This is a genomic window from Neobacillus sp. B4I6 (assembly GCF_050434045.1).
In the GTDB taxonomy this organism is placed as follows: domain Bacteria; phylum Bacillota; class Bacilli; order Bacillales; family Cytobacillaceae; genus Neobacillus.
The window spans coordinates 6,262,790-6,285,479 of record NZ_JBNPWB010000002.1 but is presented as its reverse complement, the minus strand read 5'-3'; the positions used below and the strand labels follow the sequence as shown (position 1 = coordinate 6,285,479).

Below are 22,690 nucleotides of genomic sequence, written 5' to 3'. Positions count from 1 at the left end.
CGCAATTATTTATTACTCGATCTATTTCACCATTTATTGTTTTTATTTTTTTCGTTCTCCTATATTTTCATTTTTTTCGTGGTTGATTATGTAATGAAAATTTAATTCCATCAAAAACCTAACTAATGCATCAATTTTTAACTGAATAAGAATTGAACAGGCGAGTATCTTAATAAATATCAATTAGGAGAAAAGAGGAGATAATGTGGTTAATGAAAACTTTGATAAATTCAGACAAGAGCAAAAGGAACATCAAGCAGTATATTTAGGCGGTAACAAAACGCAAAAGCCAGGACTTAATGATCCGGAATATAATAATCAAGAAGATACCGACAAATCACCAGGAGCAACCGGACGGGATATTTAGTTAAAGGAGAATTTCAATGAATAAATCTAAAGCCGGTGCGGGCGAAAAAAACGACATGAAATGGTGGCAGCTTTCCTTATTTGGAGTGGGTTGCACAATTGGGACAGGTTTTTTCCTTGGCTCTGGTTTAGCAATTAAGATGACTGGCCCATCTATTTTAGCTGCGTTTATGATTGCTGCCCTTGGTACCTATTTTGTCTATGATGCTCTGTCAAAGATGACTTCCCAAGAGCCGCTTAAGGGCGGTTTTAGGTCGTATGCCAAGAAAGCATATGGAAGATGGGCAGGATTTAGCAGCGGCTGGGTTTACTGGTCCTCAGAGGTGCTAATCATGGGAAGCCAAATGACGGCTCTCTCCATTTTTTCTCGTTTCTGGCTTCCAAAAATACCTTTATGGATTTTCGCCACAATATACGCTGTTTTAGGATTAGCCGTTATTTTAATTGGAGTAAAAGTTTTAAACAAGCTCGAAAATATTCTTGCCATCTTAAAAATCTCAGCAATACTAATGTTTATCGTTATCGCTTTGCTAGCCATTTTTGGGGTCATTAATGGGGATCGCCCGATTCAGTACCCGAATAGTAAAAGCGAAATCCTTCCACATGGATTTAAAGGTTTGTGGTCGGCTGTAATATTTGCTTTCTATGCCTTCGGGGGAATAGAAATCTTAGGTTTAATGGCAACAAATTTAAAAGATCCAAAAGAGGCTCCAAAAGCAGGAAAAGTGATGTTGTTTACGCTGATGGTTATTTATGTTATTTCGATCGGCCTAGCGGTCATCATCGTTTCATGGAATCAATTTAATACAAAGGAAAGTACATTTGTGGTTGCCTTAGATGCTTACCATCTAACTTTTGTTCCGCATTTATTTAATGCAGCATTAATTATAGCAGGGTTTTCGACAATGACCGCTTCTCTTTATGGCGTTACAAGCGTTCTTGTTACCCTTGGAGAAGAAGGCGATGCACCTGCAAGTTTTTCAAAACAAGGGAAATTAAAGGTTCCCCTCCCTGCACTCCTAGTTACAATGCTTGGAATTACTGCTTCGATTGTATCCGCGCTGGTACTGCCAGATCAAATTTATGAGTGGGTGACAACAGGAGCAGCATTAATGCTACTTTATAATTGGCTCTTTATCCTTGCATCCTCCAGAAAAATCTTAGAGTTAAAGCTGAAAGAAAAAATCATGTATTCAATTGGTGCTCTATTTATTTTAATTGCTGTCAGTGGAACACTTTTTCACAAAACAAGCAGACCCGGCTTTTTTATAAGCTTAGCCTTTCTTGTGATTATTGGAGCAATTACCTTAATCATGTCGTTCAAATGGAAAAAGTCTAAGAAAAAAGTACTGAGCCCTTGGCCAACCGCATAAAAAATCCAGCGAGTTTTTTCGCTGGATTTTTTTGTTATCCAAGTAAAATATTAAAGGCTTGCATGCCAAAATAAATCCCAAAGCCAATCAATGAAAGACCAGATAGGCAGGAAATGACTACAAGTAAATGGGCTGTTAAAAATTGTCTGAAGCTGCTAGCGACACTTGCCATCGCAATATCCCAGATTAAAAGTCCAATAAAAATTGCACTGCTATAAATCACTAATTGACCAGTATTATAGGTTGCAGCTGTTTTGGCAAGAACAGACCCATAAATACCTAACCAAAAAAGAATGGTTAACGGATTGGATATCGACATTAGGAACCCAGAAAAAAAAGATTTGATTAGCGGTTCCTTCCCTCTGGAATGCTCTAAATTAATCTTGCCAGCATTCATAAAGGTTTCTATGCCTGTATACATCAGTACAAAACAACCAAAAAACCAGAGAAAGGTTTGCATAAATGCAGTCTCAAGAAATTGGACAACTCCTATGTAAACAACAAACATATATATGCCATCTGCGACAACTGCCCCTACTCCAATAAGCCACGAGTTCATAAAACCGTTTCTTATGCCTCTGTCTATTTGCGCGGCATTAATCGGTCCAATAGGAGCCGCTAGTGACAATCCTAAAAGTATGTAGCTCAAAAATACATTCATCCATATCTCTCCCCTAATAAATGAGTAGAAGCTTGTCTATCCATTTTTATTCAGAGAAATAGGTTTGTACGACAAAAAAATAAAATGAGCTTACTAATAATTCAGGAAAACTATCACGCAGTTTTTAGATTTTTGAAGACAAAATACTTTTGTCCAAGATAATTTGCTATTGTATACAAAGTACTGCCTAATAGAACGGAAGCACTTTCCTTAATAGACGTGCTAAGAAGAACAAATTGACTTGCCAGCTCGACCAATTTCTCACTACAGAAATAGGCGGAAAAATAACAAATAAAAAGAAGCGCGAAAAACCTGGGCAGACCTCTATGAAAGGAAACATTACTTTTAAAAGTAAACGTCCGATTTAATAAAAAGCTTACACATGCCCCGATCGCATTTCCTGCAAATGTGGATGTCCAGTAGGATAAGCCCACAACGTTAAGAAGAAAGAACATAAAAGTCAAACCAATAATTGTATTTACAATGCCTACAAGGAGAAATCGAACAAGTGAGTTAGTTGTTGGTTTCAGATATTTGTCTAAGGTCAAGATTATAAAACTCATCCTCTACTGTTGGATTAAGCAAATGGTGCCTTGGTTTTGCCAGATTAAAGGAATCGATATCAACAATATACTTTGGACGCTGTTTTGATTCTTTATAAATTTTCCCTACATACTCGCCAATCAATCCGATTGCAATTAACTGCAAGCCGCCAATAAGCCAAATCGAAGTAATCAGTGACGTCCAGCCCGTCTCGGTATTCCCAAAAAACTTTAGCGTTAAAAAATAGACTCCAAAGAATAGACTAAAGAAAAAAGAAACCAAACCGATGATTAACACAAAGCGAATCGGCGAAACAGAAAAGGAGGTAATTCCGTCAAAAGCAAAGGCGAGCATCTTTTTTAAAGGATACTTCGTTTCACCCGCTTGTCTCTCTAGCCTGTCATAATAAACTATATCTGAGCGAAAGCCGAGGAGAGGAACAATCCCCCGTAAAAATAAATTGACTTCGCTAAATCGTTCTAATTCTTGCACAGCTCTTTTACTCATTAATCGGAAATCGGCATGATTATAAACGAGGTCAACCCCCATCTTTTCCATGATCTTATAAAATCCTTGGGCAGTACTTCGTTTGAAGAGAGTATCCGTGTCACGCCCCTTCCTTACACCGTAAACAATTTCACACCCTTCATGAAACTTCAGGACAAACTCACGGATTACATTGATATCATCCTGTAAATCTGCATCAATGGATACAACGCAATCAGAAAGATCCTTTGCTGTAAATAAACCAGCAAGTAATGCATTTTGGTGACCTACATTTCTGGATAATTTTAAGCCCCGTACAAATTCATTTCTTAATCCCTCTTTATAAATCAATTCCCATGTTCGATCCTGACTTCCATCATCGACAAACAAGATCTTGCTTTGTTTAGAAACAAGCCTATCGTTAATCAGCTCCTTCACCAATTGCTGGAGCTCAGCAATGGTCAAAGGTAAAACCTCCTCCTCGTTATAGCAAGGCACAACAATTGTAAGAACTGGTTCCATCATCTGTTTAAAACCCCCGCTGTCTACAAAGTCTTGTATAGATATATTTTCCATGCTGATGTTTTCGATTCGAAGACTTTTATTAGCAATAATTGATTTTCCTTTGCGTTATCGATAGGCAGCGCCGAAAAAATAAAGCGGCCTCCCATTTTTTTAAAAACACCCGTATTCAGTTCTAAATGTTTCAAATGACGTTTAGAATCTTTTTTGATCATATAATGTTTTCCAAGCTGTGCGGTAAAAATGTAACAACGGCCTCCCCATTTATCAAAATAGGTGCGAACCTTTTTATTTTTAGCCAATTCCCTTTCAATTATTTTCCTAAACTGACGTTTATAGGTTAATGGATAAAAATTATTATAGGTATCCAGTGTGTAAAACCCGTTATATTGAGAGATGGCTGGGTGTATTCCTATACTGGCAACACGATATTCTTCCTTTGGAAGTGCGATATATTCCTCTATTTCATGGAACATTTCCTCAGCAAAAAATGCTTTGACAGTAGGCTTTTCCCGATAAATGATTTCATCATTAAATAGGAATAAAAAGAGGAGTTGCAGGACGGCATACCATTTTGCGGCTTTAACCCACCCCTGCCCTTGAAGAGTAAGGACTTTTAATGCAAGGGCAAAGCCTGCATAAATGACCATCGGTCGTAAAAAGTGATAGCGGGCGAAATTAAAGGTAGCCAAAAAATGGAATCGGTTGACTATAGGCGCCCATCCTTCATAAAACCAAAAAGCATACCAGATCGATAGCAAAATATTTAGAGCGAATAAAAAAACAAATAGGCTCTCCTGCTTCCAAAGTTTTTTCCTGAAGACAAACCATATGGCGGTAAAGGTTGCAGGTAAAATAAACAGCGTATGAACCGTCATCACATGGGTATGTCCGAGCAGGTAATTTTTTATGGTAAGCCTGATCGCTCTCCAAAAAGGCAAGGTGGCATGAAGATACTCGTCCCGACTATTCGGTTCATCAATTAATAGAAATGAAAAAATGAGCCGATATTCAACGAACATAAAAATGACGGTCATATAAATAATCGCTGCCCAAAAACGAAGGTTCCATCCCTTCCCACTTAAACCATCAGTTACCCAAAAGAACCCGATCGCAGTTAAAAAAAAGAAAAATCCTAAAACAATGCTTGCATAAAAAGGTATGAGGGTGAGCACCAATAAATCCGACCAAGCTCCCTCTCCTTTGCGAATGTTAAGAAGTGCCCAAAGTGCAAGCGGCATCCCCAACGTACTCAACATCCCAGACGGCCAAAAAGGCGTCAGGGCAAAGGCAAGAGCGGTTCCAATTTGTAAAAACAGCCATTTCTCCCCAGGTAAAAAGTGTTTTTTTAAGAGCCAATACATGCCAAAAAAAGCTACGATTCTTGTCAGGGCTTGGCTTAAACCATAGGCAATCATTGTTGGAAAAAGGGCGTAGAGCCAGACAATGATACTATATTCAGTCCCAAAGGCATTTCTCGATAATTGTCCATTGATGATTTGGGGAATCTTCGCATCAACAGGGCCGAACATTTCTCCACTCCTCGTTAAAACCTTATACCAAGCCAGGTTCGAATCAAGATTATCATGAACACGTATATGCGCATCTTCCTGGAGAATAAATAGTGGAGAAAGATAGACCGCTATAACAAGCAGAGCAAAGATGATGAATCTTTGCTCTTTTTTGGTTTTAATAAGCACTCTTCTTCACCTCATAGGTCAAAACTTAAAAAGGACAATTCCGTTTTAACGTTTGCCTATCTGGAAAATATTATTCCCATTTGACAAAAATAAACCTTCCGGGTTACCGGAAGGTTTTATGTTGTGGACATGAATTATTGTTTTCGAAAATTATAATAGACATTTAATAGAGAATCGAGTTTCTGGCTGCATTGTACTACATTTGGATTAGAAAAACCGTAAAGATGCGCTAATTCAACCATTTCTGACCTTGTTTTTTCAATTTTTGATAGTAGCGTATTCAAACCAATCCTCATGAAACCAACCCTCTTTCGATGTTGTAAATATATTAATGTTAATAACCATAATTTATAAGTTTTAAGCATTAAATACAAGTAGATTAGAGAAAAATATTCGTATCTTTTGTGAACATTGACCTATTTTTAAAATTATCAAGTAGTCCTATTAGATCGATTCTTTTTCGTCAATAATAGGAATAACTGTTTCAGCAACAAATCTAAGTGATGGAGCTAGATCACGAGAAAAGAGGTGACATTCGTGCCGAACAGAGTATATATCAGTTTCTTGCGTTTACCGCTCCTCGTTCGAATTCTATTAATTGCGTTGCTAGTGTTTCTCTCATTTGGAATATCCATTCATTTATTAGAACCTGATACGTTTCCAACCATTTTCGATGGCATTTGGTGGGCCATTATTACTGCATCAACAGTCGGATATGGCGATTATGTACCACATTCCTTCTTAGGCAGACTAACAGCGTTAATTTTAATACTGTTAGGTGTTGGATTTGTTTCTTCCTATTTTGGAACATTGGCAGCCGCTGCCGTTACGAAACAAGATGCCTTTTCCGAAGGGAGAATTCCTTTTAAAGGCGAGGGCCATATCATTATTATCGGTTGGAATGAACGGTCAAAAGAGTTAATAAGTAAGCTTACCCACACGAAATTCGCACAAATGATTGTTTTAATAGATGAAACACTTGAAGCAAACCCAGTGAAATCACGGTTTGTCCACTTTATCCAAGGGAAAGGCCATGTCGATGAAACGATCATCAAAAGTGATATCACTCGAGCGGAGAAGGTGCTGATTACTGCTGACAGAGGAAACGATGAACTCCAAGCAGATATGAACAGTATTCTTACCTTACTAACGATAAAAGGGATATGTGCTCAAGTAAAATGTATCGTTGAAATATTAACGGCTGAGCAAGTGGTCAACGCCTTTAGAGCTGGTGCCGACGAAGTCATACAATCCAATAAACTGACATGTGTTTTTATGGTTAACAGCCTGCACTCGAATGGGAATGGACTCTTATCAAACATTGTTCATGAGTTACAGGAAAGTCGATTGTCCTCCTATCGAGCCGAGGAACAGGAGATTGGAAAGCCCTTCAGCGATGTTTGCCATATCCTTTTAAAAAAGGGCTTCCTTTTGATTGGGATTCAAAGAGGGGATGAAACCTTGCTGAATCCATCCCACTCCTTGCCAATCGAAGAAAATGATCAACTGTTAATTTTTAAATAGCCTAATCAGCTAGGAGCAGCATTTCCAATTCCTGTACCAATGCTTTCCCTTCATCGATATATGCTTGTGGAAAGCTAGCATCCTTATCGATAGGCTCTTGAAACTGATTGATGGTTCCAGAAAAGGTGCCTGTTCCTGCTTCGTCATCTAGTTCTGCCTCAAATAGGTGCGACAATAGAAACGGTCGTCCTAGCTTAACGGTACAATTATTAGCATCAAGCTGCCCGTCGACTGCTTGAAAGGGCAAGCGCAAGAACTGATAGCCTTCTTCTTCTTCACCATTAATTTTATAATCAAATGCACCATGATCATAATCCCAGTTCCCGCCAATCGTATAGCCGATTGGTTTTAGTTTTTTTTCAAGCTTATACAAATCAAACTGCTTACCTTCCACCTTTGATGGTACCTCAATCATAAAAATTTACCCCCTAATCATCGATACAATTAGTTTCTCCAAATCAGGTAAATTTCAATAAAAAAAAGAGAACTGATTTATTCACTATCAGTTCTCTTTCTGGTTTATTATAATCGGTTTTCTAATTCTGCCTTTTTCTCTTCATATCCCGGTTTTCCTAAGAGAGCAAACATATTTACTTTATAGGCTTCTACCCCTGGCTGATCGAAAGGATTTACACCCAGTAAGTAGCCGCTCATCGCGCAGGCCTTTTCAAAGAAATAAACAAGGTAGCCTAATGTATATTCATCCATTGCTGGAATATTTACAATTAAGTTCGGCACACCGCCATCTGTGTGGGCAAGCATGGTCCCTTGAAATGCCTTATTATTAACAAAGTCAACCGTTTGACCAGCGAGGTAATTCAGCCCATCTAAGTCATTCTCGACAGCTTCAATTTTCAACTCGTGGCGCGGCTTGTCGACCTTAATAATGGTTTCAAATAAATCACGACGACCTTCTTGAACATATTGTCCAAGCGAGTGAAGATCCGTTGAAAAATTTGCTGAAGATGGATAAATACCTTTTTGGTCTTTCCCTTCACTTTCTCCAAATAACTGCTTCCACCACTCTGAAAAATACTGTAGTCCTGGCTCATAATTAATCAGCATTTCAATCGTCTTGCCTTTATTATACAGCACATTTCTAACGACAGCGTATTGGTAGGCAGCATTATCTTCGAGTTCAGAATGACCAAAGTCGGTTTGTGCTTGTGCGGCGCCCTCCATTATTTTTTCAATGTTTGCTCCGCTTACTGCTATCGGAAGCAGCCCTACTGCTGTTAGGACAGAATAACGGCCGCCAATATCATCGGCGATCACAAATGTCTCGTAGCCCTCTTCTGTTGCTAAAGTTTTAAGAGCACCTCTTGCTTTGTCCGTTGTTGCATAGATTCGTTTGCGCGCCTCATCTTGACCATATTTTTCTTCAAGAAGCTTACGGAAAATGCGGAAAGCAATTGCTGGTTCGGTTGTCGTTCCCGATTTGGAAATAACATTAATAGAGAAGTCCTTTCCGTCGAGGACGTCGATTAGATCTCTCATGTAAGTAGAACTGATATTATTACCAACAAATATTACTTGAGGTGTCTTTCGTTTTTCTTTTGACAATGCATTGTAAAAACTATGCTGGAGCATTTCGATCGCAGCTCTTGCTCCAAGGTATGAACCACCGATTCCAATGACAAGAAGTACATCAGAATCAGCTTTGATTTTTTCAGCTGATTTTTGTATGCGTGAAAACTCTTCCTTGTCATAGTTGGTTGGAAGTTCAATCCACCCTAAAAAGTCACTGCCTGCACCTGTTTGCTCATGTAGAGAATGATGAGCAACTTTTACAGCATCTCGTAAATATGTAAGTTCATGTTCTCCGAAAAAGCTTAATGCTTTTGAGTAATCAAAACGAACGTGTGTCATGCATGATCCTCCAAAAATTTATTTTTCACTAACCACTTTATCGAATGATGAGATGATTATCAAGGAAGGTCACTTCATGTAAGCGCACCCAATTTCGACAAATTTCTTCACAATCGATATATTATAGTGATGCACGATAAATAGCCAATACATCCTCACGGTTTAACTTAGTAAAGTTTCCAAATTCTCCGTTTTCCATCGCTCTGTCCGCCATTAACTCAAGCTTCGAATCGTCAATGTCATAATCGGCTAACCGTGAAGGTGCTTCGATGCTATTCCAGAATTCACGTAACTTTTGAATGCCTTCAAGCCCTGCCTCTTCGGCACTCCTGCCTTCAGGATTAACCCCAAACACCCGAACAGCAAGCTGCTTAAAACGTTCCGGCTTCACCGCTAAATTATGGCGCATCCAGTGCGGGAATAGGATGGCAAGACCCCCGCCATGTGGGATATCATAGACTGCTGATACAGCGTGTTCAAGATTGTGAGTAGCCCAATCGCCGCGATATCCCATATTCAAGATGCCATTGAGAGCCATTGTACCGCAATAAAGGATTGTTGCCCGGTGTTGATAATTTTCTAGGTCTGAGACCAATTTTGGCGCGGTTTCCATTACAGTAATAAGCAGTGATTCACACATGCGATCTTGAAAGTCTGTATTTTCTTCTAAGTGAAAATAGTGTTCAAGGACATGTGACATCATATCGACCATTCCATATATCGTTTGATTCCTAGGAACCGTAAATGTATTAACTGGGTCTAATATCGAGAATTTAGGGTAAGTTACTGGACTTCCCCAGCCATATTTTTCATTTGTTTCCCAATTAGTAATGACGGAACCTGGATTCATTTCTGAGCCTGTTGCCGCAAGTGTTAAGACGGTTCCAAAAGGAAGTGCATCTTTTGCAAGCGCCTTTTTAACGACTAAATCCCAAGCATCCCCATCATGCTTCGCTCCCGCTGCAATTAGTTTTGTACAATCAATGACACTGCCGCCGCCAACTGCCAGCAAGAATTCAATCCCCTCTTGTTTACAAATTTCTACCCCTTTTCGTGCGGTAGTTATCCGTGGATTCGGTTCCACTCCCGGGAGTTCAAAAACCTCAGCACCGATTTCAGCTAATAGGCTAATAACATTTTCATACAAGCCACTTCGTTTGATACTGCCGCCGCCATAGACGAGTAAAACTTTTTTACCATAACGAGGTACTTCTGTTTTTAATTGTTCCAACTCACCTTTTCCAAAAATTAATTTGGTTGGATTCAAAAATGTAAAATTTTCCAAAATAAAACACCACCCTTTACCTTTTCCATTATTAGTTATTATGGTTCAATATGCAAAAAAACTAGCTAAGTTCTAGACAAAAAAATCCTTGCATATTGAATAATGCAAGGATTTTTTTTATACCCATCCTCTAAACAGGGAGGCCTCCGCCATTTTTCTTACACCAACCATATATGCGGCTAATCGCATATTGACGTTGCTAGTTTGCGAAAGATGATAAATATCATGAAACGATTTGATAAGCTTGGTACGTAATTTAACCTCCACCTCATCTTCATTCCAATATAACCCCTGCTTATTTTGAACCCATTCAAAATAGGAGACTGTAACTCCTCCAGCACCTGCCAAAACATCTGGAACGAGCAGAATCCCTCGTTCTGTAAGAATATTCGTTGCCTCCAGCGTCGTCGGTCCATTTGCCGCTTCTACGACAATTCCTGCTTTGATGTTAGAGGCATTTTCAGCTGTAATCTGATTTGAAATCGCTGCAGGGACCAACACATCACATTCCTGCTCTAGTAATTCTTTATTGGTGATTGTCCCCTCAAAAAGCGAAGTCACCGTACCAAAGCTGTCCCGGCGGTCCAAGAGATAATTAATATTTAGACCATCCGGGTTATAGAGGGCACCATAAACATCGGATATACCCACCACGATTGCTCCCGCATCATGCATAAATTTAGCGATATAGCTGCCAGCATTTCCAAATCCTTGGACAATCACACGGGCTCCTTTTACCTTCATTCCGCGTTTTTTGGCCGCTTCTTCAATACAAATGGTTACTCCCTTTGCCCCAGCCTTTTCCCGCCCTTCAGAACCTCCAAGTACAAGTGGCTTGCCTGTAATAAAACCGGAAGAGCCAAATTGGCGAAGTCGGCTGTATTCATCCATCATCCAGGCCATAATCTGAGAATTTGTATACATATCGGGTGCCGGAATATCCTTTGTAGGTCCGACAATTTGACTGATCGCACGCACATAACCTCTGCTTAACCGCTCAAGCTCACCAAATGACATCGTTCGGGGGTTACAAAGAATCGCTCCTTTTCCCCCGCCAAAAGGCAAGTCAGCAATTCCGCATTTTAAACTCATCCACATCGATAATGCCTTTACTTCATTAGCAGTCACTTTAGGATGAAAGCGGACACCACCCATGGTCGGTCCAACCGCATCATTATGCTGTGCCCTAAACCCACTAAAAATTTTTGTAGAACCATCATCCATCCGAACAGGAATTCTAACATCGGACATTCTTAACGGTTCTTTTAATAATTCGTACATTTCTTGGTTATAGCCTATTTTTTTTAATGCATCATGAATAACAATCTGTGTTGATGTGAGTAGGTTCAATTTCTCTATATCCTTTTCATCTTCACTACTCGTTACATCATAAATCCCCATTTTGGCACCCCTAATTAGTAGTCCATTATCCTAGAACGTTGTTTATCCTTTCTATCGCCCAATCCAATTCCTCTTTACTGATAATCAGCGGCGGCGCAAAACGAATCACCGTGTCATGTGTCTCCTTACACAGTAGACCTTGGTCCTTTAATTGTTCACAATATTTTCGGGCCGGTGCCGTTAGTTCAACACCAATAAATAAGCCGCGGCCGCGAACATCTTTGATTAACGGATTTTTAATTTCTTTTAATTTACTGAGAAAATAATCACCAAGTTCAAGGGATCTTTCAGCAAGTTTTTCATCCGTTAGCACATCAAGGGCAGCAATTGAAACCGCACATGCCATCGGATTTCCACCAAAGGTAGAACCGTGCGATCCTGGATTAAAAACACCCAAAATATCTTTATTAGCAACTACACACGAAATGGGGAACACACCGCCGCCAAGTGCTTTACCGAGGATATACATGTCAGGTTCGATCCCTTCCCACTCGCAGGCGAACATTTTACCTGTTCGGGCCAAACCAGCTTGAATTTCGTCAGCAATAAACAGAATATTATTTTCCTTACATAAATCAAAGGCCGCCTTCATAAAGCCTTCAGGCGGAATGACAATCCCAGCTTCACCTTGAATGGGTTCAATTAAAAACGCTGCAGTATTAGGCGTAATCGCAGCTTTTAATGCCTCCAAATCACCATAAGGAATAAGTTTGATCCCTGGCAGCATTGGTCCAAAGCCGCGTTTATATTCATCATCAGATGATAAGGAAACTGCCGTCATGGTCCTGCCGTGAAAGTTTCCAATACATGCAATAATTTCTGCTTGGTTCTCTGCCACACCTTTAACATCATAGCTCCAACGTCGCGCCGTTTTCACAGCCGTTTCCACTGCTTCCGCCCCTGTGTTCATTGGCAGCACCATTTCTTTATTCGTTAATTGACAAACTTTTTCATACCATGGGCCCAGCTGGTCATTATGAAAAGCACGCGAAGTTAACGTAACCTTATCTGCTTGATCCTTTAACGCTTGAATAATTCGTGGGTGACGATGCCCTTGGTTTACCGCAGAATAAGCACTAAGCATGTCCATATATTTATTGCCTTCAGGATCCTCTACCCAAACACCCTCTGCACGAGTGATGACAATTGGCAATGGATGATAGTTTTTCGCACCGTATTTCTCCGTTTTTGCGATTAATTCATTCGAATTAACGTTTGTTGTCATAATGAAATTTCCTCCATTTCAAAGCTGGGATATGTATATATAGTTCTATTGTAGCCGAGCTTGAAAAAAGAATGAACACTTCATCAAAACTTTTATTTATGAAAAAGGCTATATTTTTGTATAATTTGTGTGCATAAAAAAAAGGCCTAGTCCACTGCTAAAATCATAGCATTTGGACTAGGCTTTTTTAAAATTTATTTTTTAATTAAATCTTCACGTTGAGACTGGTCAATCCATTCTTGAAGCTTATCTTTTAATGTGTTAAAGCCTTGTTGTCCTTCCACTTCTGGAATAATCGCAGCTGCTTGGCGTTTACGAGGCTTCTTTGCTTTTGGAGCAGCCTGTTGTTGAACAGGTGCTTCTTCAGTAGCACGGATGGACAGACCAATCTTGCCTGCACCTTCATCTACAGATAATACTTTAACCTTAACTTCATCGCCTACTTTAAGGTGTTCATTAATATCTTTCACGTAACCATGTGTAATTTCAGAAATATGCACAAGGCCTTGGGTATTATCGTCAAGCGCAACAAACGCTCCATATGGTTGAATTCCTGTAACTTTACCTGTTAATATACTTCCAGTTTCGATCTTTTCTGACATGAAAACACTCCTAAGTGATTAATTATTTTATCCATTATATATGCATTATAATATTATATCACAAAGAATGCCTTTAATCAAAAAAGATTAAAATATTAAATATAAAAGGGCTCATTTAAAAAGCTTAACATAATGTTCAAGTTGTGCAGGAAAAAGATATACCAAACGTGATACACTAATAGTGAGGAAATCTAATTTTTAAAGGAGAGGTGAACCAAATGAATACAATCGGCCAAACCATTAAAAATGCCCGCGAAATGCTCAACATGTCTCAAGAGGAGCTGGCACAAAAAATCAGAGTTGGATCACACACAATTGAGAAATACGAATCTGGTGAACAAATTCCAAGTACGCAGACACTGTTAAAGTTATCTACTGTTTTAGATCTCCCAGCTGCAGAGTTATTAAAACAATAATATATTCAACCATTTTTTGATGCAATGATCCTTATGGTAAAATAATCCGTTTTTTCTTTCCACGACGGTATAAAAAAAGGAAATACTGGAAAACCTTTATATCATAAGGCTTTCTAGTATTCCCCCCTTTTTGAAGTGGACATCCAATAATGGTATGTCCCTTTTTTTTTTCCTAAATTGCTAAATGGAACAAGAATCATTTGCTTTAATAGCTAGTAATTCTTTTGCTACTTTCAGACATTTTTCCATTGGTATTACCTTTTCAAATGAAAATTCATAAATGCTTTGTATTTTTTTGGCCAACTCATCCGAGGCATCAAGTTCATGAATCGCTTGGATCGTATCAGCGATTTCTGTTTCATATCCTCCGTGGGTCAATTGGAATGGGTCCCACTCATTTAATACGTCAACATATTGCAAATTTATTTGAAGCTCTTTTCTCATATGCTTTACTCCTAATTTTTGCTTTTAAATAGTATACCATAATACACTGTTTCACTTACTTAAGAACATACTCAGCTAGAACACTTTGAAGCTCGTAGATGTTTAAGTTCTTGTTAAATTGTTTTTGTAATGGCAGGGCATTTCCAGAAATCCATATTTTCAGTTCTGCATCTAAATCAAAGTTTCCCGCAGTTTCAATGCTGAAATGTGTAATGCTTTTATAGGGAATGGAATGGTATTCAATCTTTTTACCCGTTAGCCCCTGTTTATCCACTAAAATCAAACGTTTATTGGTAAAAATAAACATGTCACGAATTAACTTGTACGCTTTATCAATACGCTCATTCGGTGAAAGCACTTTTCCAAATTCCCGCTGTACATCGGCGGCATTTACCTCTGATGCGTTACCCATCAATCCATCTAAAAACCCCACTAACTTCACCCTTTCAAACTAATAATTTACTTCAAGTCCATCCTTACCTTTGATTAAATAGGCACTTTTATATTGCCCTGGGGTCAACCCTGTATACTTTTTAAATAGGGAGGTGTAATAGCTTTGATTGCATTGGGCTTCCTTGGAATGGAGGCCTATTTTGCGTTGCGTGACTATTGTGCTGTTTCCAATATATGCTGTAGCATTTGCTCCCCTGACATCAGGGCTTCACCGCCACCCTGGGCAAAGGAATCATTTCCACCGCCCTTTCCGTTTATAAGGAAAAGCGCCTTGGCGATTACTTTCTTCATACTTTCCGTTCCAGATGCCCCCCTCGCACAAACTAGCTGCAGCCGATTTTCAGTTTGTGAAACAAAGTAAACGATTGCTGTTTCATCTTCCGCAGTGATGATTCGGGCAAGCTTTTGCAGATCTTGAAGCGATCTATTTTGAAATACTTCACTGACGAGTTTCTGCTCATTCGGATTACTTTTTCCAAGTAAGTCTTGCGCCTCATAATGGAGAAGGTTTTCCTGAGTTTCTTCCAGGGCTTTTTCTAAGGTTTTATTATTTTCAAGGAGACGAAGGGCAGCTTGTTCCATTTCTTTTTCTGGTGCATTAAGAATCTTTGTTAATTCTAGCAGTACCTTTTGTTTTTGACCAAGTTGCTTAAGCACTCGGTTTCCACAAACAAATTGGACTCGAACTTTTTTCTTTTGCCTTTCCCAATCCAATACTTTTATTGCGCTAACCTCACCAGTTGCCTTTGGATGCGTGCCACCGCAGCCGTTATAATCAAAGTCTGGAATATTAACAAGGCGAATATCCTCTTTGACCTTGGTTTCTTTTCGTAGTGTAAATTGAGTCAACTCTTCTTCAGACACCCATTTAATCTCGATCGGCCTGTTTTCAAGGATGATCTGATTCGCAAGTTCTTCTGCTTTTTGAACTTGGTGCTGGGTTAGATTTTCTGTCTCTAAATCAATCGTGAGCAATTCCGCACCCAAATGGAAGCCGACGGTCTTGAACTCGAATAACTGGTCAAAGGCCGCAGATAAAATATGCTGTCCAGCGTGCTGCTGCATATGATCATAGCGCCGTTCCCAAGCAATGATACCAGATACTTCCTTCCCTATCCCTGGTAATGGCCCCACAAGATAATGACGAATTTCCCCGTCGATTTCTTCAACATTTATTACGTTTTGATCAGCAAGGGTTCCTAAGTCGTGTGGCTGTCCGCCACCAGTTGGATAAAAAGCGGTCTGATTCAAAACCACGTACCAATTACCAGTTGAGTCTTGCTCTTGTTTTAACACCAACGCTGTAAAGGCTTTTATATATGCGTCCTGATAATACAATTTATTCTCCATTTTTGTTGTGCACTCCTATGTATTTAACATTTATTTATAAACTCATTGTCGTGAAAAAAGGGAAATAAATCAAGGTATAAGAAAACTGTTCCCTCGGTTATGAAGGAACAGTTTTATATAACCATATTATTTCTTACCTGTTATTTCTTTCCTTTACGCTGCGTGGGTTTAGTTGGTGGTTTTTGTCCACTTTGCTGGGAGCCGCCCATGCCTTGAGAGAAACCAGTATGCTGTTGTCCGCCCATCAGTTGCGGTAATCCGCCCATGCCTTGAGGGGATCCTGTTTGTTGTCCTCCCATCATTTGCGGAAACCCTCCCATGCCTTGAGGGGATCCTGTTTGTTGTCCTCCCATCATTTGCGGGAACCCTCCCATGCCTTGAGGGGATCCTGTTTGTTGTCCTCCCATCATTTGCGGGAACCCTCCCATGCCTTGAGGGGATCCGTGATGATATCCACCCATCATATGTGGATAGCCCGGTTGTTGGTATCCCCCCATTTGCGGGTAGCTAGGATGTTGGTATCCCCCCATTTGTGGATAGCCAGGTTGTTGGTATCCTCCCATTTGTGGATAGCCAGGTTGTTGGTATCCTCCCATTTGTGGATAGCCAGGTTGTTGGTATCCTCCCATTTGTGGATAGCCCATTTGTTGGTAACCAGGTTGTCCCGGAAATCCTCCAAAGAATTGCCTTTTTTCCATTATTTTCGCCTCCTAAACTGTCTCCATGCTAGTGTATGTCCACTTTTAGGATAAGCTTAGATTACTACCTATTTAGAAGAAAATTTCTCAAAATAAAAACCTTCATGATGAAAAATAGACTATCACATTTCGGTGATAGCCATTAAAATTTTATTATTTCTCATCCTGAGCATTCGTTTGACCTTCTTTTTTATTTTTAGTAATTTCACCGCAAGCAATCCGTTTACCAGAATCTCCTGCAGGTGGTGTCATGCCATCATCTTTTCCTTCATCAACCACAATCGTGGTTCCTTTTTTTGTAAACAATGAAGTTTTTCCATCTTTTAAGGTAACATTGGGTGCCATTAAGTCTGCCTTAACTGACCCATCATCCTCGACGATTAAATTAGGAAGATCCCCTGCGTGGGCACCTTTAGGATGGAGAAGCCCATGTTCCTTATTCTCAGGATTAAAATGGTCCCCTGCAGATTTAAAATCTGGAGCCTCACATTTCCCGCTATCATGAATATGAATGGCATGTTCCCCAGCTGGAAGGCCCTTTAAATCCACTGATAATTTCACACCACTAGCCTGCTCAGCTAACTTAACTTTACCAAGCGAATCTCCCACTGCATTATACATTTCCACATCAATCTTTCTAATTTCCTTTTCAGTACAACCTGTAAGAATGAGCAGTGGAATGATCAACCAGGTTTTCTTCATATGTATACCCCCACACTAGCCAATTTGCCCTTAGTATGGTCAATCACCCCCTCCTTTATCCAATGGAAGGATAATTGAAAAGGAACAGCTATTTGTTAACTGTTCCTTTGTGGTGGCTGCTGATTTTTTAATTGTTCTTCTAATTCTTTTGCTTTTTGGGCCTCCCGTTTGGAAACCACAATTATTAATCGCATCGTAAGAAAGGCTCCAATTAAAAAAATTGCAAACGTAATTGCAGCAGGAATATATTCTGATTTATCTTCTGGAAAGTATAAAAATAAAGAAAGTACCAATGGTTGAAACATTTTCCTTCTCCCTTTCTATCAAGGAACTGCTCTAAAAATTAATTATAGCAACAAAAAATGTTTCCTACCACTTTATCCATTCGATATTCATTTCTTTATTTTAAAACCTTAATCTTTTCAATGATAACATCTTTTTTGGGTTTATCTTGGGCACCAACTGGAGTGTTGGCAATTTTATCAACAATATCCATGCCATCAATCACCTGGCCAAAAACCGTATGACGATGATCCAGCCACGGTGTACCGCCGTTTTTATTATAAGCTTCAATAATTTCTTTTGGATACCCAGCCTTTTCCATTTGTTCTTTCATTGCTGGATCAAGTGAAGAGCTTTGCACAATAAAAAACTGACTCCCATTAGTGTTGCTGCCCGAATTAGCCATGGACAAGGCACCGCGGAGATTATAAAGATTCTTTGAAAACTCATCTTCAAAAGGCTTCCCATAGATGCTCTCTCCGCCTGTTCCGTTCCCGCTCGGATCTCCGCCCTGAATCATGAAATCCTTTATGACTCTGTGAAAAATTAGTCCATCATAATAACCTTCTTCACTATGTTTTACAAAGTTTTCAACCGCTTTTGGTGCATGCTCAGGAAATAATTTGATTTTAATGGTTCCCATTGACGTTTCCATTTCAACAAGCTTTTCATCATCGGAAACCTCGGTTGAAAGTTGAGGAAAGCCTTCATTTGTCACTTGTTGGTCCCCTTCCTTCTGTTCCGTTTTTGGTGTCGTCGTTTTTGGTGTCGTCGTTTTCGGTGTGGATTCTTCTTTCTTTGTGCTTGTCCCACATGCGGCCAATACTAAAACAATCGCCCATAATGTAAACAAGATTTGCAAATTCTTTCTCATATATCATTCCTCCATTTTTTTCACTTTAACCGAAATAATTTCCTCACAATGTTTTAAATTTACTATGTTTCATATTAAAATGAAAGAGGAAAAGCGAAAGGGGTGTTTGTTGTGTCAGAATTACAAATCGGTGAAATCGTAACAGCCATTTATAAAACAGGAAAATATATCGGAGAAATAACAGAAGTACGCCCACAGCATTATTTAGTAAGAATCCTCGCAGTACTTAAACATCCGATGCAAGGAGATTTACATAATCCGAAAGATGCTGATGTACTTATTTTTCATGAGAGAAAAGCGCTCAGCTATCGTGAGCAAGCGAATATTCCATACAAAATGGTTAAGGCCTTCGAAAATGAAGTTCCAGACTATATGGAGTCCTTAAAAGAGGCCGTAGCCATTATGAAAAAGGAACTGGCAGAGACATCTTCAGATTGGGCTGAGATGAGCTTAAAGGCATTAGAATCGCTAGAAAAAGATTATAAATTATAAAAATGCTAAAGGCCAAATCAGTTTGAATGATTTGGCCTTTTATGCGAATTCGCTTAATAACTTTGAGAAATCAATCCGATCACCAATTGTCGTTGGTTCTGGTTTTTCTAAATAACGTTTATCCTTTTCAACGAGCTTGAATATATTAAAGGTAGTCAACGCATCATCAAGTGCTCGGTGATGCCTGCCTGTCCCTTCTTTCCCATATTCCTGTACAGCTTTCCAGAGGCCAGTTTGATTTTGGTCACCAAAAAAGCGTTTATATTCCATGGAAAGATCTAATTCAGCTGCCTTGAGCGGAAAAGCAACCCCTGCCTTTAAGCAATTATGCCGAAGGACCTTCATATCCATATTTCCCCACGTAACAATGGTTGTTTCATAATTATGCTTATTGAACTCCTCCAATTTTTTTACAAGTTCAAAAATAGATAAACCCTTGTCTACTTGCTGCTGGGAAATATGTAAAAAGGATTTACAGCGTTCCGTAAGTTTTGGGAATTTAAGTGGAGTCACAAAGGAAGAAAACTGTTCCGTCACTTGGTCATCAACGACTGCAACTATTCCAACCTCGATAATTTCTGCATAAAAGTCCTTCATTCGTACATTTCGTTCAGGCATTGTAAACTCAAAATCGATAAACAAATATTGCCGCCTTGCTCTCATCAATTTCACCACCTTTACGTTTCTTCTTAATACATTATATAAAGAAACCTGTACAAAGAATTGTGCTTTTTTTCTATTTTTTTATTTCTTACATTATAACATGAAATTAAAGTTAATTTTTTAAATTTTTCATCAATATAAAAAAGAATGGGAATGACTCCATCCTTATATACAATCTTGGTATGTACGTTTTTATTATCTTTTTAACTTAATGACCGCCATCGTACATCTAGACACGCAAACAAGGCGGTCTTTCTCATCGGTAATTTTAATGTCCCATACCTGAGTCGATTTCCCTTGATGAAGGACAGTTCCTACCGCTGTAACAACCCCTTCCATTTTGGGACGAACATGATTAGCGTTAATTTCTAAACCAGCTACGGCTTCGGTCTCTTTATTTACCAATTCATAAGCACCAACACTTGCAACCGTTTCGGCTAATGCAACAGATGCACCCCCATGGAGCAATCCGAATGGCTGTCGGGTTCGTTCATCAACGGGCATTGTTGCAATGACCTTACCTTCTTCTAAATGGGTAATTTCAATTCCAAGAGCTTTCAGTAATGTGTTTTCAATCATTTCTATTCCTCCAATATGTAAAATGTTGTCTATATTAATCTATTCGCTTTATTTATTAATTTTCCTTTTTTGCAATTAATTCTTTTATAGAAAAAAACAGCCCCCACTAGAGCTGTTTCTCTTTCATTAATAGTAATACGGGGCTCCAAAACCAGGGGCTCCAAAACCAGGAACTCCAAAACCAGGAACTCCAAAACCAGGGGCTCCAAAACCGGGAGCTCCAAAACCAGGATACCCATATCCAGGGTAACCGAATCCTCCGTAAAATGGACGTGCCGCAAATGAAGCACCTAGTCCGCCTCCTATTAAACCTCCTAAAAAGCTTAGCCCACCTATTGCCAAAGGCAATCCAAAACCTATAAACCTTTGATCTTGTACTGGGTAGTGACTTCGATAAGGGTACATATAACCATACCTCCTTTTGCTCTATACTTGCCTACACTATTTCATATGCGAAATAAAGGGGTTTGGAGTGGGCGAAAAGGATCGCCAAAACGACATATTGGTTTTCTACGGCGAGGAGAAACGCAATCAATAGCAATATAGATAGATGTCATGGAAATCTGCATCTTAAAGCAAAAAACTGCCCTCATGAGGCGGTCATGAGGACAATTCAAGTGGTTATTTCTCGATTGGTTCAAACCGTTCTACAAATAAGGCAAGTGTACGGGTCATGACTCCTGTTGCCCCAGCTGGACCTAAATCATATGCCTTGGAAGAGGTTGCCGTCCCAGCGATATCTAAGTGTACCCACGGTGTTCCTTCGGCAAATTCACCGATAAACGCCCCAGCAACAAGCGCATGGCCTTCACTGCCTGGGGAATTATTTAAATCGGCGACTTTACTGTTTCTTACCCGCTCGATCTCCGTTTCAAATAATGGCAGCTGCCACATCTGCTCACCAGCTTCCACCGAAGCTTCTAACACCTGTTGATATAATTGCTCATGGTTAGTCATTGCTCCAGTAGTATGGAGGCCAAGAGCTGTTATCACTCCACCGGTTAAAGTTGCCACATCTACCAGGTAATCTGCGCCATGATGCTTGGCATAGGTAACTGCATCAGCTAACACAAGGCGCCCTTCTGCATCGGTATTTAAAACCTCAATGGTTTTACCGCTCATCGAGGTAATTACGTCATCAGGTTTAAAGGCATGACCGTTAATCATATTATCTGTGGATGGAATGACCGCGACCACGTTTTGTTCTGGCTGGGTCTCGCCGATGATTTCCATTGCCCCTAGCACTGCTGCTGCTCCGCCCATGTCCGTTTTCATCCCAACAATTCCAGCTTTTGTTTTAATAGAGTAACCGCCTGTATCAAAGGTAATCCCTTTTCCGACGAGGCCGATGACATCTTTCCATTGGTCTTTTCCTTGATATTTCAGGACAATCATTTTTGGCGGCTCTGTGGACCCTTGGTTAACTGCAAGGAAGGCTCCCATACCGAGCTTTTCGATCTCTGCTTTATCTAAGATTTCCACTTCGAAATCATACCTTACAGCAAGGTCTTTGGCATAATTAGCCACATCTGTTGCTTTCAACATATTGCCTGGGAGGTTAACAAGTGTTCTCGCCGAATTCGTTGCTTTTCCAAACGCAAACCCTACAGTTAGTGATGCTTCGACTTCATCTTCCTCATATGTATCACAATAAATCGTCACATGCTCGAGTTTTTTCTCAGGCTCGTTCGATTTTTGTTTGTAGCCTTCAAATTGGTAAGTGGAAAGAGAAAGTGCTTCACTCAACGCATGTGAGGCATCTAAACCATTTACTTCCACTGCTGTAAAGGAATCTAAATAAACAGCGGTTTCCTCAATTTTACTCTTTTGTATTTCCTTAAAAAGCCTGCCAAACGCTTCTTTTAGTTTATCGAAGGTTAAATCCTTTTCTTTCCCTAGACCAACAAACCAAATTCGTTTTGCACCGATTTTACCAAAGCTATGTACTTTACTGATACTTTTTAACTTGGCCGATAAATCACCCGATTTTACTAGGTTTGTAAGCTGGCCTTCGAACCGATAATCAAGACTTGTCAATAATCCTGAAAATTTTTCTGGTTTATCAAAAAGACCAATGATTAAACCCTCATGCTCAGTAGATAGGTCTATTTCCTTTTTAACATCAAACAAACTACTTCACCTCCATAATATTGTATTTTTATTATAACGAATAAACGTTT

27 protein-coding genes are annotated in these 22,690 nt (G+C 39.5%); 5 read left to right on the top strand and 22 right to left on the bottom strand.

Annotation, left to right across the window (positions count from 1 at the left end; translation table 11 throughout):
- Positions 1-205 precede the first annotated feature (205 nt).
- Together QF028_RS33165 and QF028_RS33160 are read left to right on the top strand one after the other, a co-directional pair.
- Positions 206-367, top strand: a complete 162-nt coding sequence (locus tag QF028_RS33165) for a hypothetical protein (RefSeq protein ID WP_429472105.1) — start codon at positions 206-208, stop codon at positions 365-367.
- A 16-nt stretch (positions 368-383) separates the two neighbouring features.
- Positions 384-1,739 (top strand): amino acid permease, encoded by a 1,356-nt coding sequence (locus QF028_RS33160; protein ID WP_429472103.1) that lies wholly within the window; start codon positions 384-386, stop codon positions 1,737-1,739.
- A 34-nt stretch (positions 1,740-1,773) separates the two neighbouring features.
- Here QF028_RS33160 and QF028_RS33155 read toward each other — a convergent pair whose 3' ends face one another.
- The 5 genes from QF028_RS33155 to QF028_RS33135 form a co-directional block, all read right to left on the bottom strand.
- The gene (locus QF028_RS33155) at positions 1,774-2,400 is read right to left on the bottom strand and encodes a LysE family transporter (protein WP_088089444.1); all 627 of its coding nucleotides are present in this window, start codon (positions 2,398-2,400) and stop codon (positions 1,774-1,776) included.
- A 113-nt stretch (positions 2,401-2,513) separates the two neighbouring features.
- On the bottom strand, positions 2,514-2,963 hold the full coding sequence (locus QF028_RS33150; RefSeq protein WP_429472100.1) for a GtrA family protein: 450 nt from the start codon (positions 2,961-2,963) through the stop codon (positions 2,514-2,516).
- The gene (locus QF028_RS33145; RefSeq protein ID WP_429472098.1) at positions 2,914-3,954 is read right to left on the bottom strand and encodes a glycosyltransferase family 2 protein; all 1,041 of its coding nucleotides are present in this window, start codon (positions 3,952-3,954) and stop codon (positions 2,914-2,916) included. The genes QF028_RS33150 and QF028_RS33145 overlap by 50 nt, the downstream gene beginning before the upstream one ends.
- Before the next feature lie 20 nt (positions 3,955-3,974).
- Positions 3,975-5,651 (bottom strand): DUF6044 family protein, encoded by a 1,677-nt coding sequence (locus QF028_RS33140; protein WP_429472096.1) that lies wholly within the window; start codon positions 5,649-5,651, stop codon positions 3,975-3,977.
- A 134-nt stretch (positions 5,652-5,785) separates the two neighbouring features.
- Entirely contained in the window at positions 5,786-5,947 is a 162-nt protein-coding gene (locus tag QF028_RS33135; protein WP_429472094.1) for a Spo0E family sporulation regulatory protein-aspartic acid phosphatase, read from the bottom strand.
- Positions 5,948-6,188: 241 nt separating this feature from the next.
- Here QF028_RS33135 and QF028_RS33130 point away from each other — a divergent pair, with 241 nt between their 5' ends.
- Positions 6,189-7,175, top strand: coding sequence for a potassium channel family protein (locus QF028_RS33130; RefSeq protein WP_429472092.1), 987 nt, complete (start codon positions 6,189-6,191; stop codon positions 7,173-7,175).
- A gap of 1 nt (position 7,176) precedes the next feature.
- Here QF028_RS33130 and QF028_RS33125 read toward each other — a convergent pair whose 3' ends face one another.
- The 6 genes from QF028_RS33125 to yugI all read right to left on the bottom strand — a co-directional run bounded on the left by QF028_RS33125 (position 7,177) and on the right by yugI (position 13,557).
- Positions 7,177-7,590 carry a YugN-like family protein gene (locus QF028_RS33125; protein ID WP_429472089.1) on the bottom strand — a complete coding sequence of 138 codons (414 nt, stop codon included), beginning with the start codon at positions 7,588-7,590 and terminating at the stop codon, positions 7,177-7,179.
- A gap of 107 nt (positions 7,591-7,697) precedes the next feature.
- On the bottom strand, positions 7,698-9,044 hold the full coding sequence (locus QF028_RS33120) for a glucose-6-phosphate isomerase (RefSeq protein ID WP_429472086.1): 1,347 nt from the start codon (positions 9,042-9,044) through the stop codon (positions 7,698-7,700).
- Between the two features lie 121 nt (positions 9,045-9,165).
- Positions 9,166-10,329 (bottom strand): iron-containing alcohol dehydrogenase, encoded by a 1,164-nt coding sequence (locus QF028_RS33115; RefSeq protein ID WP_429472084.1) that lies wholly within the window; start codon positions 10,327-10,329, stop codon positions 9,166-9,168.
- Positions 10,330-10,446: 117 nt separating this feature from the next.
- On the bottom strand, positions 10,447-11,730 hold the full coding sequence (locus tag QF028_RS33110; protein ID WP_429472082.1) for a Glu/Leu/Phe/Val family dehydrogenase: 1,284 nt from the start codon (positions 11,728-11,730) through the stop codon (positions 10,447-10,449).
- Positions 11,731-11,755: 25 nt separating this feature from the next.
- Positions 11,756-12,955 carry an ornithine--oxo-acid transaminase gene (locus QF028_RS33105; RefSeq protein ID WP_168245561.1) on the bottom strand — a complete coding sequence of 400 codons (1,200 nt, stop codon included), beginning with the start codon at positions 12,953-12,955 and terminating at the stop codon, positions 11,756-11,758.
- 194 nt (positions 12,956-13,149) lie between these two features.
- Entirely contained in the window at positions 13,150-13,557 is a 408-nt protein-coding gene (gene yugI, locus QF028_RS33100; protein WP_168245562.1) for a S1 domain-containing post-transcriptional regulator GSP13, read from the bottom strand.
- Between the two features lie 218 nt (positions 13,558-13,775).
- Here yugI and QF028_RS33095 point away from each other — a divergent pair, with 218 nt between their 5' ends.
- On the top strand, positions 13,776-13,973 hold the full coding sequence (locus QF028_RS33095) for a helix-turn-helix domain-containing protein (protein WP_098930821.1): 198 nt from the start codon (positions 13,776-13,778) through the stop codon (positions 13,971-13,973).
- Positions 13,974-14,153: 180 nt separating this feature from the next.
- Here QF028_RS33095 and QF028_RS33090 read toward each other — a convergent pair whose 3' ends face one another.
- From QF028_RS33090 to QF028_RS33060, 7 genes are all read right to left on the bottom strand, one after another.
- Positions 14,154-14,417 (bottom strand): DUF1871 family protein, encoded by a 264-nt coding sequence (locus QF028_RS33090; protein ID WP_429472079.1) that lies wholly within the window; start codon positions 14,415-14,417, stop codon positions 14,154-14,156.
- Positions 14,418-14,472: 55 nt separating this feature from the next.
- Positions 14,473-14,850 carry a PH domain-containing protein gene (locus QF028_RS33085; RefSeq protein ID WP_429472077.1) on the bottom strand — a complete coding sequence of 126 codons (378 nt, stop codon included), beginning with the start codon at positions 14,848-14,850 and terminating at the stop codon, positions 14,473-14,475.
- A gap of 173 nt (positions 14,851-15,023) precedes the next feature.
- Entirely contained in the window at positions 15,024-16,220 is a 1,197-nt protein-coding gene (locus tag QF028_RS33080) for an alanyl-tRNA editing protein (RefSeq protein WP_429472075.1), read from the bottom strand.
- A 140-nt stretch (positions 16,221-16,360) separates the two neighbouring features.
- Positions 16,361-16,918 carry a hypothetical protein gene (locus QF028_RS33075; protein ID WP_429472073.1) on the bottom strand — a complete coding sequence of 186 codons (558 nt, stop codon included), beginning with the start codon at positions 16,916-16,918 and terminating at the stop codon, positions 16,361-16,363.
- A gap of 153 nt (positions 16,919-17,071) precedes the next feature.
- Positions 17,072-17,620, bottom strand: coding sequence for a superoxide dismutase family protein (locus QF028_RS33070; RefSeq protein ID WP_429472071.1), 549 nt, complete (start codon positions 17,618-17,620; stop codon positions 17,072-17,074).
- Positions 17,621-17,715: 95 nt separating this feature from the next.
- Complete coding sequence (locus tag QF028_RS33065) at positions 17,716-17,925, bottom strand: hypothetical protein (RefSeq protein ID WP_410882672.1); 210 nt, start codon at positions 17,923-17,925, stop codon at positions 17,716-17,718.
- Positions 17,926-18,020: 95 nt separating this feature from the next.
- Positions 18,021-18,776, bottom strand: coding sequence for a peptidylprolyl isomerase (locus tag QF028_RS33060; RefSeq protein ID WP_429472069.1), 756 nt, complete (start codon positions 18,774-18,776; stop codon positions 18,021-18,023).
- A 111-nt stretch (positions 18,777-18,887) separates the two neighbouring features.
- On the opposite strand from QF028_RS33060, the gene QF028_RS33055 reads away from it, so the two are divergent.
- Positions 18,888-19,268 carry a kinase-associated lipoprotein B gene (locus tag QF028_RS33055; RefSeq protein WP_215002671.1) on the top strand — a complete coding sequence of 127 codons (381 nt, stop codon included), beginning with the start codon at positions 18,888-18,890 and terminating at the stop codon, positions 19,266-19,268.
- A 39-nt stretch (positions 19,269-19,307) separates the two neighbouring features.
- On the opposite strand, the gene kapD is transcribed toward QF028_RS33055, so the two are convergent.
- From kapD to QF028_RS33035, 4 genes are all read right to left on the bottom strand, one after another.
- Entirely contained in the window at positions 19,308-19,931 is a 624-nt protein-coding gene (gene kapD / locus QF028_RS33050) for a 3'-5' exonuclease KapD (RefSeq protein ID WP_088089465.1), read from the bottom strand.
- 195 nt (positions 19,932-20,126) lie between these two features.
- On the bottom strand, positions 20,127-20,510 hold the full coding sequence (locus QF028_RS33045) for a hotdog fold thioesterase (protein ID WP_429472066.1): 384 nt from the start codon (positions 20,508-20,510) through the stop codon (positions 20,127-20,129).
- A 126-nt stretch (positions 20,511-20,636) separates the two neighbouring features.
- The gene (locus tag QF028_RS33040) at positions 20,637-20,915 is read right to left on the bottom strand and encodes a hypothetical protein (protein WP_429472064.1); all 279 of its coding nucleotides are present in this window, start codon (positions 20,913-20,915) and stop codon (positions 20,637-20,639) included.
- Positions 20,916-21,131: 216 nt separating this feature from the next.
- A complete protein-coding gene (locus QF028_RS33035) occupies positions 21,132-22,640 on the bottom strand; it encodes a leucyl aminopeptidase (protein WP_429472062.1) in 1,509 nt (502 codons plus the stop codon).
- Between the last annotated feature and the right edge of the window lie 50 nt (positions 22,641-22,690).